This is a genomic window from Allobosea thiooxidans (assembly GCF_900168195.1).
GTDB lineage: Bacteria > Pseudomonadota > Alphaproteobacteria > Rhizobiales > Beijerinckiaceae > Allobosea > Allobosea thiooxidans.
Window position 1 is genome coordinate 72,682 of sequence record NZ_FUYX01000008.1, and the last position, 13,917, is coordinate 86,598.

A 13,917-nucleotide genomic window follows, 5' to 3' on the forward strand; every position below is an offset into this window, starting at 1 on the left:
CGCTTGCTCCTCAGGATGAGGGCTCAGAGGCTTTCAACGGACAAGATGTGACCGCGATGAACCTGTTCGAGATCTATTCCGCCCGTCTCCATGCCGCGCTTTCGGCGCTCGCCGAGCGAGGCGCGCTCCCGGCGGGCCTCAATCTTGCGCGCGTCGTGGTCGAGCCGACCAAGGATCCGGCTCATGGCGACCTCGCCACCAATGCGGCGATGGTGCTGGCCAAGGACGCCGGCACCAATCCGCGCGCGCTGGCCACGCTGCTGGTCGAGGAGCTGTCGAAGGATCCGGAGATCACGAAGGCCGAGATCGCCGGGCCCGGCTTCATCAACCTGACGCTGCAGCCGGCGGTGTTCACCGCGGTCCTCAAGGCCGCGATCGAGGCGGGGCTGGATTACGGGCGCGGCACGCCGAAGCCCGAGCCCAAGGTCAATGTCGAATATGTCTCGGCCAATCCGACCGGGCCGATGCATGTTGGCCATGGCCGCGGCGCGGTGTTCGGCGATGCGCTGGCGAGCCTGCTCGCCTTCGCCGGGCACGATGTCACTCGCGAATACTACATCAACGATGCCGGCGCGCAGGTCGACGTGCTCGCCCGTTCCGCCTTCCTGCGCTATCGCGAGGCGCTGGGCGAGGATATCGGGGCGATCCCCGAAGGGCTCTATCCCGGCGACTACCTGATCTCGGTCGGCAAGACGCTCGCCGAGCAGTACGGGCCGGCGCTCCGCGACAAGGCCGAATGGGACTGGCTCCCGCTCGTCCGGCAGGCGGCGATCGACGGCATGATGGCGATGATCCGCGAGGATCTCGCCGCGCTCGGCGTCGTCCACGAGATCTTCTTTTCGGAACGTTCACTGCAAGGACGGGACGGCAACACCAATGCCGTGCACCAGACGATCGAGGATCTGCGGGCGCGCGACCTCGTCTATGAAGGGCGCCTCCCGCCGCCCAAGGGCCAGAAGGACGAGGACTGGGAGGATCGCGAGCAGACCCTGTTCCGGGCCACCAAGTTTGGCGACGACGTCGACCGGCCGCTGCTGAAGTCGGATGGCAGCTACACCTATTTCGCCAACGACATCGCCTATCATCGCTCCAAGTTCGTGCGCGGCTTCCCCGAGATGATCGACGTCTGGGGCGCCGACCATGGCGGCTACGTCAAGCGCATGCAGGCGGCGGTGAAGGCGGTGACGGGCGGGCAGGGCTCGCTCGACGTCAAGCTCTGCCAGCTGGTGCGCCTCCTGCGCAACGGCGAGCAGGTCAGGATGTCGAAGCGCTCCGGCGACTTCGTCACGCTGCGCGAGGTCATCGACGAGGTCGGCCGCGATGCGGTGCGCTTCATGATGATCTTCCGCAAGAACGACGCGACGCTCGACTTCGATCTCGCGAAGGTGGTCGAGCAGTCGAAGGACAACCCGGTCTTCTACGTCCAGTACGCCCATGCGCGCTGCCACTCGATCTTCCGGCAGGCGCGGGAGGTGTTCCCGGACCTCGACGTCAGGCCGGCGGCGCTGGCTGAGGCCGATCTCGCCATCTTGACCGACGAGGCGGAGGTCGGCATCGTCAAGACGATTGCGGCCTATCCGCGCATCATCGAAGGTGCAGCGGCAGCGCACGAGCCGCATCGCGTGGCCTTCTTCGTCCACGAACTGGCCAGCGCGTTCCACTCTTTGTGGAACAAGGGCAAAGACTCGCCGCAATTACGGTTCGTTAATCAAACTGATCGAAAGTCGACCTTGGCGAGATTGGCGTTTGTGCATGCGGTGCGCAGCGTCCTTGCTTCCGGTCTGGCTGTCGCCGGAGTTGCGGCGCCGGAAGAGATGCGCTGACGGTCGATTTTCCGCCGGCGCGCACAAGGTCAGGTTGACCGCGCGGGCCAACGGTCCTTCCATAGGAAGGCGTGGCTTGTGCTGGAATGGATCGTACCATGAGTGAGCCAGCTAGGAACCGTTTCGCGCTCGATCTCGAAGATCTCGAGCGCCAGCTCCGCGGGGCAGGGCAGGCGCCCCGCTCCGGCCAGCAGGCCGATCCGCTTGCGGAGCTGACCCGCATCGTCGGGCAGGACGACCCGCTTCGCGATATCTTCGCCGAGCCGCGGCCGCAGGCCGCGCGTCCGGCTGTGCGCCAGGAGCCGAATTTCGAGGTCGTGCCGCCCCGGCCCGCGCCGGCCGAGCCGGTCCCTTCGGCGCCTCCGGCGGAGCTGCGCGGCGCGCTCGACGAGTTCGAGGCCCTGCTGCGCCGCACCGAGCCGCGACGCCCGCAGGCGGAAGCGGCTCAGCCGCAGCACGCTCCCGAAGATCATGACCACGATCTGCCGGAGCCCTTGCCCTATGCCCGCCCGGCCCACAGCGCGGTCGCCGCGCGCGACCTCGACGAGGATCGGGATCAGCGCGCCGTAGAGCAGCCCCGCTATGCCGAGGCGCCCCGGGCCTATGCCCCGGCTCCGCAAGCTTACGCGCCAGCCCCGCAGGCCTATGCCGAAGAGCAGCAGGCCTATGACGAGGCGCCGCCGCCCGCCTATGCCTATCAGCAGGGGCAGGGTGGCACGCCGGCTCACGACTATGCCGAGGACGACCTGCCGGATCTCGAGCCGCGCCGCTCGCGCAAGGGGCTCTGGGCCGCGGCTGCCGTCATCGCCGTCGGCCTGATCGGCGTCGGGGCGAGCTTCGTCCTGCGCGGCGGGACGACGCCCAAGGACGGCCAGCCGCCGCTGATCACGGCCGATAGCGGCCCGGTGAAGGTCGAGCCGGCCAATCCGGGCGGAGCCGAGATCCCGAACCAGAACAAGCAGATCTACGAGCGCAGCGCCGAGGCGGCCCAGGGCCAGACCAAGCTGGTCAACAACGAGGAGCAGCCGGTCGACGTCCAGCAGGCCGCGCGGTCCATGCCGGCGCGGGTCGTGATGCCCGGGCCGAGCTCCACCAATGCCGACACCGCTCTCGCCGCCGCGCCGGCGGCGCCCGAGCGCAGCATCCTGCCGGCCGAGCCTGGCCTGACGCCGATGCCGCCGGTCCCCGGCCTCGGCGAGCCGCGCCGCGTCCGCACGGTCTCGATCCGTCCGGACGGCACTCCGGCGCAGAACCCTGTTGCGGTCGACACCAGCCAGATCGCCACCGGCTCGGCGCCGGCGCGCAACGGCGCCAGCCAGCCGGCGGCGCAGCGCCCAGCACAGGCGCAGGCGCCCGCACCGGCCGTCCCCAAGACGCAGGAGCGTGCGACCACCCCCGCCGCCGCCACGACGCCGGCCGCCCCGATGCGTCTCGCCAGCGCGGCTCCGCCGCCGCCCGCCGCTGCCCCGGCAACCGCCGCGGTTCGTGCCGGGACGGGCGATTTCGTGGTGCAGCTCGCCGCGCCCGGCAGCGAAGCGGAAGCACGCGCCACCTTCGCCGCGCTCCAGCGCAAATACGGCAATGTGCTCAGCGGCCAGTCGCCGATCATCCGCAAGACGGAGCTCGCCGGCGGCAAGACCGTCTATCGCCTGCGCGTCGGCCCCTATTCCCGCGAGGATGCGGCCTCGATGTGCTCGCAACTCCAGGCTGCCGGCGGCCAGTGCTTCATCGCCAAGAACTGAGCCTTCGGCCTCGGTGACGGACAAGAGCGGCGGCGCCCGGGAGGGCGCCGCCGCTCTGTTTTGAGGGGAGCCGGTGCACCGCCGGGGTGCGCTTGTCTCGCCGGCCCGGCCGTGCGACTAGCCTCGCAACGACATAAGGCCGCTTCGGACAGCGAAGCGAGCGCGTAGAGCCGGAGGTTGCGCATGGATCGCCGTCAATTCGTCAAGGTCGCCGGGGCAGGGGCTGCCGGCAGCGCGGCCATCGCCGCTCCCGCCGTCGCCCAGTCGCAGCCCAAGGTGACGTGGCGCCTGACCTCGAGCTATCCGAAGAGCCTCGACACGCTCTACGGCATCTCGACCCATGTCGCGAAGCGGGTCGCCGAGGCCACCGACAACAACTTCCAGATCCAGGTCTTCGCGCCGGGCGAGATCGTGCCCGCGCTGCAGGCGCTGGACGCCGTGCAGAACGGCACCGTCGAGTGCAGCCACACGCTGTCGAGCTTCTATATCGGCAAGGACCCGGCCTTCGCCTTCGAGACCTCGCTGCCCTTCGGCTTCAACGCCCGGCAGCAGAACGCCTGGCTCTATCAGGGCGGCGGTCTCGAGCTCTGCCGCAGCTTCATGAAGACCTACAACATCCACACCATCCCGTCGGGCAACACCGGCGCGCAGATGGGCGGCTGGTTCCGCAAGGAGATCAAGTCGCTGGAGGATCTGAAGGGGCTGAAGTTCCGGATCGCCGGCCTCGGCGGCCGCATCATGGCGCGCCTCGGCGTCGTGCCGCAGACCATCGGCGGCGCCGACATCTATCCGGCGCTGGAGCGCGGCACCCTCGACGCGGTCGAGTTCTCCGGCCCCTATGACGACGAGAAGCTCGGCTTCGTGAAAGTCGCCAAGTACTACTACTATCCCGGCTTCTGGGAGGGGAACGCCAATGTCAGCTTCCTCGCCAACCAGGACAAGTGGAACGAACTGCCGGCCTCCTACCGGGCGATCGTCGAGGCGGCCTGCGCCGAGGCGAACGCGCACTGCCTGGCGAAATACGACCACAACAACCCCGACGCGCTGATTCGCCTGGCCGGCACGGGCGCGGAGCTGCGGCCCTTCCCGCAGGAGGTGATGCAGGCGGCGTTCAAGGAGGCCTTCGCCATGTATGGCGAGCTCGCTGCGAGCAACCCCAACTTCAAGACCTTCTACGAGTCCTTCCTGCCCTACTGGAAGAAGGAACAGCTCTGGTTCCGCATCGCCGAGCTGCCCTTCGACGCATTCAACGCGCAGCATTACGCGCAGGTGAAGTGACGGGAGCGCCTCGCCGGCTTGTCATCCCGGGCGACCCTGAGTCGACCCGGGATCCATGCCGGAGCATTTCCGGCATGGGCTGAGGCATGGATTTCGGATCGGCGCCGCCGGGGCGGCTTGTTCGGGGGCGCTTCGGAGCATGGTGGCATCAGCAGCGCTTGACCGCGCCCGCGCCGCTTCCTAACCCGGTGTCATGACATCGCGCGCCTTCATCGCCGGTTGCCTCGGCACGAGCCTCACTGCGGACGAGCGGGCCTTCTTCCGCGATGCCCGGCCCTGGGGCTTCATCGTCTTCAAGCGCAATACCGAGTCGCCCGAGCAGGTCGCTGCGCTCACCGCGGAAATGCGGGAGACGGTGGGCTGGCACGCCCCGATCCTGATCGACCAGGAAGGCGGGCGCGTGCAGCGCATGGGGCCGCCACTCTGGCCGAAATACCCGGCGGCCAGGGCCTTCCTCGCCATCAACGACCCAGTGCGCCAGCGCGAGATCGTCCGCCTCTCGGCGCGCCTGATGGCGCATGATCTCAAGAGCGTCGGCGTCGATGTCGATTGCCTGCCGGTGCTCGATGTGCCGGTCGCCGGCAGCCACGACGTGATCGGCGAACGCGCCTATGCCCATGATCCGGACCAGGTGGCGCGGCTCGGCCGGGCGGCGGCGGAAGGGCTGATCGCCGGCGGCGTGCTGCCGGTCGTCAAGCACATGCCGGGGCATGGCCGGGCGCGGGCTGACAGCCATTACGACCTGCCCGTCGTCGAGGCCTCGCTCGACGAGCTCAGGGCGCATGATTTCCGGCCGTTCCGCCATCTCGCCGACATGCCGCTGGCGATGACGGCGCATGTCGTGTTCACCGCGCTTGACCGGAAGCACCCTGCCACCGTCTCGCGCAAGATCGTACGCGAGATCATGCGCAGGGAGATCGGCTTCGAGGGGCTGATCATGACGGACGACATCTCGATGAAGGCGCTCTCGGGCTCCTTCGAGGAGAAGGGGCGGGCCGCGATCCGCGCAGGTGTCGACGTGATCCTGCATTGCCATGGCATCATGGAGGAGATGATCGCGATCGCAGGCGTGGTGCCGGAGATGACCGGCGCCCGCGCCCGCCGCGCCGCCGCCGCGCTGGGGCGGATCCGGCACGAGCCGGAACCGGTCGATCTCAAGGCCGCCCGGGCGGAACTGGCTGCCGCACTTGCGCTGAGCGCCTGAACAGCCGAATCTGTCATCGGGGTTGATTGCAAATCCCCGCTGCCGCGATCCCGGATCCTCGCTTCGCCGCGTCCGGGACGGCCATGCGGGGATATGACGGGGACGACGGCCAGCATGACGGCCGAACTGCCATTCGAGGAAGACCGTGCACGGCGCGCGGGCGAGCCGTCGCTCGTCGTCGATGTCGACGGCTATGAGGGGCCGCTCGACCTGCTGCTCGATCTCGCGCGCCGCCAGAAGGTCGACCTGCACCGCATCTCGATCCTGGCGCTGGCCGAGCAGTATCTCGCCTTCGTCGAGGAGGCGCGGGCGCTGCGGCTCGAGCTCGCGGCCGATTATCTCGTGATGGCGGCCTGGCTGGCCTATCTGAAGTCCCGCCTGCTGCTGCCCGAGCCGCCGAAGGGTGAGGAGCCGAGTGCGGCCGACCTCGCCACGGCGCTGGCGCTGCGCCTGCGCCGGCTCGAGGCGATCCGCGCGGCGGCGCACAGGCTCGCGGCGCGCGAGCGGCTGGGGCAGGACGTGTTCGCGCGCGGCGCGCCCGAGGAGATCGCCGCCGGGGCGCGGCCGGTCTGGGAGGCGGAGCTCTACGACCTGCTCGCAGCCTATGCGCAGCAACGCCAGAAGCAGGTGAAGGGCCATATCTCGGTCGGCCACCGCGTGGTCTGGTCGCTGGTGGAGGCGCGCGAGGCGCTGCAGCGGCTGGTCGGCGCGGCGGGGGATTGGACGGAGCTCGACGGCTATCTGACGCAGTACATGGCCTCGCATGGCCTGCCGGCCCGGGAGATGCGGGCGACGGTGCGGGCCTCCGCCCTCTCGGCGATGCTCGAAATGGTGCGGGAAGGGGTGCTCGACCTGCGCCAGGAGGAGGCCTTCGCGCCGATCCATGTGCGCCGCCGTTCGGCGCGGCCGGCGGCTCTGCCCTTCAGCGGCAAGGATGCGTCATGAAGGCCGCTGCGACCGAACCCCTGGACGCCGGGGATGGTGGCGGGGCGGAAGCCTTCGCCCAGGCGCTGCGCATCTGCGAGGCGCTGCTCTTCGCCTCGGCGGTGCCGCTGTCTGCGGAAGCGCTGAGCCGGGCCATACCCGCCGGCATCGCAGTGGAGCCGGTGCTGGCGCGGCTCGTCGAGCTCTACGCCTCGCGCGGCGTCAATCTGCGGCAGGTCGCCGGCGGCTGGGCGTTCCGGACGGCGCCGGATCTCGGCTATCTGCTCGCGGCCGAGGCCGAGCCGCCGCGCCGCTTGTCGCGCGCCGCGCTCGAGGTGCTCTCGATCATCGCCTATCACCAGCCTGTGACCCGGGCCGAGATCGAGGAGATCCGCGGCGTCGCCACCGCCAAGGGCACGCTCGACATCCTGCTCGAGGCCGGATGGGTCCGCCTGCGCGGGCGGCGACGCTCGCCCGGTCGTCCGGTGACCTATGGCACGACGCCGGGCTTCCTCGACCATTTCGGGCTCGACCGCATCGACGACCTGCCCGGGCTGGAGGAATTGAAGGGCGCGGGCATCGTCGAAGGCCGCCTGACGCGCGACCTCACCGTGCCGGTGCCGGACGACGATCCTGGCCTGCGCGACGACGAGGACCCGCTCGGCGACCTGTTCAGCCCGCTTGACGACGGCGAGGGCGGGCCCCAACAGGGGTGAAGACGCTCGGCATCGGCCGGGCCCGATTGAACGGAGCTGTGTCGACCTTGGCTGAAACGAAAGCGGGATGGCTCGGCTGGGGCCGGCGTGGAACGGCCGGCGCGGCGATCCCGATGGCGCTCGGCTTCGAGGGCGTGACGCAGCGCTTCGGGGCCGTGACGGCGCTGTCGGATGTTTCGCTCACGGTGCGACCGGGCGAGATCGTCGCGCTGCTCGGTCAATCGGGCTGCGGCAAGACGACGCTGCTCAGGCTCGCCGCTGGCGTCGAACGGCCCAGCGCCGGGCGCGTCCTGCTGGAGGGGCGGGACGTGTCCGACCCGGCGCGTTTCGTCGAGCCGGAGCATCGCGGCGTCGGTTTCGTCTTCCAGGATTATGCGCTGTTCCCGCACCTGACGGTGGGGGAGAATGTCCGCTTCGGATTACGCGGCCAGGGTGCGGCAGCGGCGGAGGCCACCGCCTTGCGGGCGTTGGCCCGCGTCGGGCTCGCCGATTTCTACGGCGCCTATCCGCATATGCTCTCCGGGGGGGAGCAGCAGCGCGTGGCGCTGGCCCGCGCCATTGCGCCGCGCCCCGGCGTGCTGCTGATGGACGAACCCTTCTCGAATCTCGACCGGCGGCTGCGCGACGTGGTGCGCGACGAGACCGCGGCTCTGCTCGAAGAGACCGGCGCGACCTCGATCATCGTGACGCATGACCCGGAGGATGCGATGCGCATCGCCGACCGGATCGTGCTGATGAGGGCCGGGCGTATCATCCAGGTCGGCACCGGCGAGGAACTCTACCGGACACCCGCCAGCCTCTTTGCCGCCCGATTTTTCTGCGATTTTACCGAGGTCGAGGGCTGGGTCGCCGGGGGCGCCGTCGACACGCCGCTGGGCCGTTTCGCGGCGCCGGACATGCCGGAGGGAAGCGACGCGATCGTCTGCATCCGGCCCCATCGCGTCCGGATCGTGCCGAAGGGCTATTATCTGCCGGGGCGGCTGGTGGCACGGCGCTTTCTCGGCGAGTTCGATCACCTTCTGGTCGCGGTGGAAGGGTTCGACCGGGCCTTGTCTGTGCGGGCGTCGCTGTCGGACGAGATCGCGGTGGGGGACGAGGTCGGCGTCGAGATTCCGTCGGACGAAGTCCTTGTGTTTCCGGCCGCGGATCAATAGGTTCCGCCGCCGAACAATCGACCGGGCACGGATTTGGTCGGGGCTTATCCCCGGTCGAAGCAATTTCGGAGGAGTTTCGCCATGGGTGGCGTGAGCATTTGGCACTGGATCGTCGTCGGCGTCATCGTGATGCTGCTGTTCGGGCGCGGCAAGGTGTCCGAGCTGATGGGCGATGTCGCCAAGGGCATCAAATCGTTCAAGAAGGGTATGGCGGAGGACGATGAGCCGACGCCGAGCGCGACCAATGTCGATCCCAAGGTGATCGACCATACGCAGGCCAGCAACGCGGCCGCCCAGGCCCAGGCCAAGACCGAGCACAAGGCCTGATGCGGCTGCGCCGCAGCGGCGCAGCTCCCGGAGCCCGTCTGCAGCGGCGAAACGCCGCTGCGCCAGGGGCGGGCCCAGGTTTCTGATGTTGCGCGCGCATCCTCCGTCCGCCTGAAGCGGCCGAGCGGAGGGCGCGCCGAGAGGACGAGCCGTCGATGTTCGACATCGCCTGGAGCGAGATGGTGCTGATCGGCGCGGTTGCGCTCGTCGTGATCGGCCCCAAGGACCTGCCCAAAGCCCTGCGCACGGTCGGCCAGACGATCGGCAAGGTCCGTCGCATGGCGGCCGAGTTCCAGGGCCAGTTCAACGAGGCGATGCGCGAGGCCGAACTCGCCGATCTCAAGAAGCAGGTCGAAGATGTCGGCGGCTCGGTGTCGAGCTCGCTCAACACCGACTTCAACCCGATCGAGCAGCCCAAGGACTTTTCGGCTTCCGGCGCCGCCACCCCCGACGAGGCGGCGTTGAAGGAAGCGGAGGCGAAGCTCGCCGCGCTGCCGGTGCCGGAACTGCCGCCCGCCGACATTGCGGCCGAGACGCCGACACCCGAGGCGGAGCCGGTTCCCGCCGCCAAGCCGAAGCGCGCCCGCAAGGCGAAGGCGCAGGATGAGGCGGCGGCCGAAGCGGCTCCCGTGGCCGAAGCTGTGCCGGTCGCCGGACAGGGCGAGGCCGCTGAAACCCCGAAGCCGGCGCGCGCACGCCGCGGCAAGGCCGCGGCCGAGGTGCCGGCTGAGCCCGATGCTTCGCTTCCGGAGGCTGCCTCGACCGAGGAGAGCCAGGAGGCGCCCAAGCCCGCCCGCAAGCGCAAGCCGAAAGCCGCGACCGCCAAGGGCGAGGAGACTTCCGCATGAGCGTCGCCAATCCTCGCGAGGGCGAGGACGAGATCGAGGCCTCGCGCGCACCGCTGATCGAGCATCTGATCGAGCTGCGCTCGCGGCTGATCAAGTCGCTGATCGCCTTCCTGATCATGTTCTTCGTCTGCTTCGGCTTCTCGACGCAGATCTACAACCTGCTGGTGCTGCCCTATGTCTGGGCCGCCGGCAGCGCCGCCAATGCGCAGCTGATCTATACCGGCCCGCTCGAGCTGCTGTTCACGCACATCAAGGTCGCAGCCTTCGGTGCCGGCTTCTTCGCCTTCCCGGTGATCGCGACCCAGATCTACAAATTCGTGGCGCCCGGCCTCTACAAGAACGAGAAGGCCGCCTTCGCGCCCTATCTCGTGGCAACGCCGGTGTTCTTCACGCTCGGCGCGCTGCTGGTGTTCTTCTTCGCCATGCCGGTGCTGATGAAGTTCTCGCTCGGCATGCAGCAGGCCGCGACCGAGAATCAGGCGGGCATCGCGCTCCTGCCGAAGGTCAGCGAGTATCTCTCGCTGATCATGACGCTGATCTTCGCCTTCGGCATCGCCTTCCAGCTGCCGGTGATCCTGACGCTGCTCGGGCAGGCGGGAATCATCGATTCGAAGTTCCTGAAGGAAAAGCGCCGCTACGCCATCGTCTTCGTCTTCGTCGTCGCGGCGGTGCTGACCCCGCCGGACGTGATCTCGCAGCTGATGCTGGCGATCCCTATGATGCTGCTCTACGAGCTCTCGGTGTTCTCGGTGCGCCGCGTTGAGAAGAAGCACGAGGCCGCGAAGGCGGAAGAGGACGCGGCGGAGTAAGACTCTATCGTCATGCTCGCCCTTGTGGCGGGCATCCACGTTTTGAGCGCCGCATTGCACCGATGAAGGCGTGGATGGTCGGGACTGGCCCGAGCATGATGTGGTCGCGGCGTCGAATACCGATCTCGGAGGTTCCCTCCCGCGCCGTCCCGGTCTAGAGCATCCTGCGCTGCATTCCGCAGCGATGCATGGCCGGACGACGATGTACGACATCAGATGGATTCGCGAGAACGCCGCGGCGTTCGATGGAGGCTTGACGCGACGGGGGCTCGCGCCGCTGTCGCCCTCGCTGCTCGAACTCGACGATGTCCGCCGCTCCGCCATCGCCAAGGCGCAGGCCACGCAGGAACGCCGCAACGCGCTCTCCAAGGAGATCGGCAAGGCGATGGGCGCAAAGGACGTCGCGCTCGCCGAGAAGCTGAAGGCCGAGGTCGCGGCGCTCAAGGAAGAGCAGCCGGGGCTGGAAGCGCAGGAGAGGGCCGCCAAGGAGGCGCTCGACGAGAAGCTCGCCGCCATTCCGAACACGCCCTTCGAGGACGTGCCTGATGGTGTCGACGAGCATGACAACGTCCAGCTGCATGCCCATGGCGTGAAGCCGGAGGAGCGCGGGCTGCTCAAGGGCGTCAACGAGCCGAAGCAGCATTTCGAGCTCGGCGAAGCCCTCGGCCAGATGGATTTCGAGAAGGCGGCCAAGCTTTCGGGCGCGCGCTTCGTCGTGCTCCAGAACCAGATCGCGCGGCTGAGCCGGGCGATCGGGCAGTTCATGCTCGACACCCACACCGAGGAGCACGGCTATACGGAAGTGAATCCGCCGCTCCTGGTGCGTGACGACGCGATGTTCGGCACGGCGCAGCTGCCGAAATTCCGCGAGGACCAGTTCCGCGCCGGGGAGGAGCACTGGCTGATCCCGACCGCCGAAGTTCCGCTGACAAATCTGGCAAGGGAATCAATTCTTTCGGAGCAGGAGCTGCCGCTTCGATTCACCGCGCTGACGCCTTGCTTCCGCTCGGAGGCGGGCTCGGCCGGGCGCGATACGCGCGGCATGCTGCGCCAGCACCAGTTCGAGAAGGTCGAGCTCGTCTCGATCACGACGCCGGAGAAGTCGCGCGAGGAACATGAGCGCATGCTCGCCTGCGCCGAGGCGGTGCTGAAGAAGCTCGACCTGCATTATCGCGTGATGACCTTGTGCACTGGCGACATGGGCTTCGCCTCGCAGAAGACCTGGGACATCGAGGCCTGGCTGCCGGGGCAGAAGACCTATCGCGAGATCTCGTCCTGCTCGGTCTGCGGCGACTTCCAGGCGCGGCGGATGAACGCCCGCTACAAGACGAAGGACGGCAAGGGCCCGTTCTTCGTCCATACCCTCAACGGTTCGGGCACGGCGGTCGGCCGGGCGCTGATCGCGGTGATGGAGAACTACCAGAACGCCGACGGCTCGATCAGCGTGCCCGACGTGCTAGTGCCCTATATGCGCGGCGTGACCAAGATCGAGAAGGCGGCCTGAGATGCGTATCCTTGTCACCAATGATGACGGCATCCATGCCGAGGGCCTGGACGTGCTGGAGCGCATCGCGCGCCAGCTTTCCGACGATGTCTGGGTCGTGGCGCCCGAGACCGACCAGTCCGGCGTCGCGCATTCGCTGTCGCTGTCGAACCCGCTGCGCCTGCGCCAGATCAGCGAGAAGCGCTTCGCCGTCGCCGGCACGCCGACCGACTGCGTCATCATGGCGGTGCGCTCGATCCTCGCCGAGGCGAAGCCCGATCTCGTTCTCTCCGGCGTCAACCGCGGCTCGAACGTCGCCGAGGACGTGACCTATTCCGGCACCATCGCGGCGGCGATGGAGGGGACGCTGCTCGGCATCCCCTCCATCGCCGTCAGCCAGGCCTATACGCCGGGCGACCGCAACAACATCCGCTGGGACTGTGCCGAGAGCCATGCGCCGGGCATCATCCGCCGGCTGCTGGAGGAGGGGATTCCCGAGGGCGTGCTGTTCAACCTCAACTTCCCCAATGCCGGGCCGAGCGAGGTCGAGGGCGTCTCGGTCACGGTCCAGGGCCGGCGCGACCAGGAGCTGGTCCAGCTCGAGCCCCGCAAGGACGGGCGCGGCAATCCCTATTACTGGATCGCCTTCCAGCGCAGCCGCAGGGAGCCGGCGAACGGCACCGACCTGCGCGCCATGGCCGAGAACCGCATCTCGGTGACCCCGCTCGAACTCGACCTGACGCATGAGCCGACGCTGACGCGCTTCGCTCAGGTCTTCGCCTGAGAGGCCGCGGGGAGGGGGCATGAGCGAGGAGGTGCCGGCCAGCGAGGGCGAACGCACCGTCGCCTTCCTGCTGTCGCTGCGCGCGCGGGGCGTGCGCGACCTCGCGTTGCTGCGCGCCATGGAACGGGTGCCGCGCGACCGCTTCGCCCCGACCCGCTTCGCCGATCTCGCGCGCGAGGACGTCTCGGTGCCGCTGCCCTGCGGCCAGACGATGACGGCGCCCCATACCGTCGCCAACCTGCTCGGCGCGCTCGACATGCAGCCGGGTGCGCGCGTCCTCGAGGTGGGGACCGGCTCGGGCTATGTCTCGGCGCTGCTCGCGGCGCTGGGCGGCGAGGTGGTTTCGCTCGAGCGCTATCGCTCGCTGGCGCTGGCGGCGCATGAGCGCGTCAGCGGGAGCGGGTTCGGCAAGCTGATCGACCTGCGCCATGCCGACGGCTTCCAGCCCGATCGCACGCTCGGCCGGTTCGACCGCATCCTCGTCAACGGCGTCACCCATTCGGTGCCCGAGGCGCTGCTGATGCGGCTTTCCGAGGGCGGGCGCCTGGTCGGGGCGCTGCGCATCGAGGGCGCGGCGCGCCGCGTCGTGGTCACGCGCCATGAGGACGGGCAGTTCGACCACGCCACTGGGCCGATCCTGCGCCTGCCGCCGCTGACGCCGGGGCTTTCCCGGGCGCTCTGAGGCTCCGGCGAGGTGGGTACGGGCTCGCGAGCGCTGCGCCGGGCGCCGGCGACGACGAACGCAAAAAAGTGAAGAAGGCCGCGCGAGAGAAACACTTTCGTAACCTCAACACGACTTTAATGGCCTTCATCGAGTTGCGTCGT

General features: G+C 68.9%; 13 protein-coding genes. All 13 read left to right on the forward strand.

Going from position 1 to position 13,917, the window contains the following annotated elements:
- Positions 1 to 56: 56 nt before the first annotated feature.
- The 13 genes from argS (at position 57) to B5Y19_RS15420 (ending at position 13,774) form a co-directional block, all read left to right on the forward strand.
- Positions 57 to 1,823, forward strand: a complete 1,767-nt coding sequence (argS, locus tag B5Y19_RS15360; RefSeq protein ID WP_055728480.1) for an arginine--tRNA ligase — start codon at positions 57 to 59, stop codon at positions 1,821 to 1,823.
- Positions 1,824 to 1,921: 98 nt separating this feature from the next.
- Positions 1,922 to 3,565: an SPOR domain-containing protein gene (locus B5Y19_RS15365; RefSeq protein ID WP_139384410.1), complete on the forward strand. Its 1,644-nt coding sequence runs from the start codon at positions 1,922 to 1,924 to the stop codon at positions 3,563 to 3,565.
- Positions 3,566 to 3,748: 183 nt separating this feature from the next.
- Positions 3,749 to 4,843, forward strand: a complete 1,095-nt coding sequence (locus B5Y19_RS15370) for a TRAP transporter substrate-binding protein (RefSeq protein ID WP_055726552.1) — start codon at positions 3,749 to 3,751, stop codon at positions 4,841 to 4,843.
- Positions 4,844 to 5,036: 193 nt separating this feature from the next.
- Positions 5,037 to 6,047: a beta-N-acetylhexosaminidase gene (gene nagZ / locus B5Y19_RS15375; RefSeq protein ID WP_055726551.1), complete on the forward strand. Its 1,011-nt coding sequence runs from the start codon at positions 5,037 to 5,039 to the stop codon at positions 6,045 to 6,047.
- A gap of 114 nt (positions 6,048 to 6,161) precedes the next feature.
- Positions 6,162 to 6,992 carry a segregation and condensation protein A gene (locus B5Y19_RS15380; protein WP_079591699.1) on the forward strand — a complete coding sequence of 277 codons (831 nt, stop codon included), beginning with the start codon at positions 6,162 to 6,164 and terminating at the stop codon, positions 6,990 to 6,992.
- The gene (scpB, locus tag B5Y19_RS15385; protein WP_055727698.1) at positions 6,989 to 7,687 is read left to right on the forward strand and encodes an SMC-Scp complex subunit ScpB; all 699 of its coding nucleotides are present in this window, start codon (positions 6,989 to 6,991) and stop codon (positions 7,685 to 7,687) included. Before B5Y19_RS15380 ends, scpB begins: the two co-directional genes overlap by 4 nt.
- Positions 7,688 to 7,800: 113 nt before the next feature.
- On the forward strand, positions 7,801 to 8,841 hold the full coding sequence (locus tag B5Y19_RS15390; protein ID WP_079591682.1) for an ABC transporter ATP-binding protein: 1,041 nt from the start codon (positions 7,801 to 7,803) through the stop codon (positions 8,839 to 8,841).
- A gap of 81 nt (positions 8,842 to 8,922) precedes the next feature.
- On the forward strand, positions 8,923 to 9,168 hold the full coding sequence (locus B5Y19_RS15395; RefSeq protein ID WP_055727700.1) for a twin-arginine translocase TatA/TatE family subunit: 246 nt from the start codon (positions 8,923 to 8,925) through the stop codon (positions 9,166 to 9,168).
- A 155-nt stretch (positions 9,169 to 9,323) separates the two neighbouring features.
- The gene (gene tatB / locus B5Y19_RS15400; protein ID WP_055727701.1) at positions 9,324 to 10,016 is read left to right on the forward strand and encodes a Sec-independent protein translocase protein TatB; all 693 of its coding nucleotides are present in this window, start codon (positions 9,324 to 9,326) and stop codon (positions 10,014 to 10,016) included.
- Positions 10,013 to 10,825 (forward strand): twin-arginine translocase subunit TatC, encoded by an 813-nt coding sequence (tatC, locus tag B5Y19_RS15405; protein ID WP_055727702.1) that lies wholly within the window; start codon positions 10,013 to 10,015, stop codon positions 10,823 to 10,825. Before tatB ends, tatC begins: the two co-directional genes overlap by 4 nt.
- 202 nt (positions 10,826 to 11,027) lie before the next feature.
- Complete coding sequence (gene serS / locus B5Y19_RS15410) at positions 11,028 to 12,329, forward strand: serine--tRNA ligase (protein WP_055727703.1); 1,302 nt, start codon at positions 11,028 to 11,030, stop codon at positions 12,327 to 12,329.
- Between the two features lies 1 nt (position 12,330).
- Positions 12,331 to 13,092, forward strand: coding sequence for a 5'/3'-nucleotidase SurE (gene surE, locus B5Y19_RS15415; RefSeq protein ID WP_055727704.1), 762 nt, complete (start codon positions 12,331 to 12,333; stop codon positions 13,090 to 13,092).
- Positions 13,093 to 13,111: 19 nt separating this feature from the next.
- Positions 13,112 to 13,774: a protein-L-isoaspartate O-methyltransferase family protein gene (locus tag B5Y19_RS15420; protein WP_055727705.1), complete on the forward strand. Its 663-nt coding sequence runs from the start codon at positions 13,112 to 13,114 to the stop codon at positions 13,772 to 13,774.
- Positions 13,775 to 13,917 lie beyond the last annotated feature (143 nt).

Excerpts from the sequence above, each read along its gene's own strand:
- B5Y19_RS15370 (WP_055726552.1), top strand. The coding sequence starts at position 3,749 with ATGGATCGCCGTCAATTCGTCAAGGTCGCCGGGGCAGGGGCTGCCGGC.
- tatB (WP_055727701.1), top strand. The coding sequence starts at position 9,324 with ATGTTCGACATCGCCTGGAGCGAGATGGTGCTGATCGGCGCGGTTGCG.
- scpB (WP_055727698.1), top strand. The coding sequence starts at position 6,989 with ATGAAGGCCGCTGCGACCGAACCCCTGGACGCCGGGGATGGTGGCGGG.
- tatC (WP_055727702.1), top strand. The coding sequence starts at position 10,013 with ATGAGCGTCGCCAATCCTCGCGAGGGCGAGGACGAGATCGAGGCCTCG.
- surE (WP_055727704.1), top strand. The coding sequence starts at position 12,331 with ATGCGTATCCTTGTCACCAATGATGACGGCATCCATGCCGAGGGCCTG.
- argS (WP_055728480.1), top strand. The coding sequence starts at position 57 with ATGAACCTGTTCGAGATCTATTCCGCCCGTCTCCATGCCGCGCTTTCG.
- nagZ (WP_055726551.1), top strand. The coding sequence starts at position 5,037 with ATGACATCGCGCGCCTTCATCGCCGGTTGCCTCGGCACGAGCCTCACT.
- B5Y19_RS15365 (WP_139384410.1), top strand. The coding sequence starts at position 1,922 with ATGAGTGAGCCAGCTAGGAACCGTTTCGCGCTCGATCTCGAAGATCTC.
- B5Y19_RS15395 (WP_055727700.1), top strand. The coding sequence starts at position 8,923 with ATGGGTGGCGTGAGCATTTGGCACTGGATCGTCGTCGGCGTCATCGTG.
- B5Y19_RS15380 (WP_079591699.1), top strand. The coding sequence starts at position 6,162 with ATGACGGCCGAACTGCCATTCGAGGAAGACCGTGCACGGCGCGCGGGC.
- B5Y19_RS15390 (WP_079591682.1), top strand. The coding sequence starts at position 7,801 with ATGGCGCTCGGCTTCGAGGGCGTGACGCAGCGCTTCGGGGCCGTGACG.
- serS (WP_055727703.1), top strand. The coding sequence starts at position 11,028 with ATGTACGACATCAGATGGATTCGCGAGAACGCCGCGGCGTTCGATGGA.
- B5Y19_RS15420 (WP_055727705.1), top strand. The coding sequence starts at position 13,112 with ATGAGCGAGGAGGTGCCGGCCAGCGAGGGCGAACGCACCGTCGCCTTC.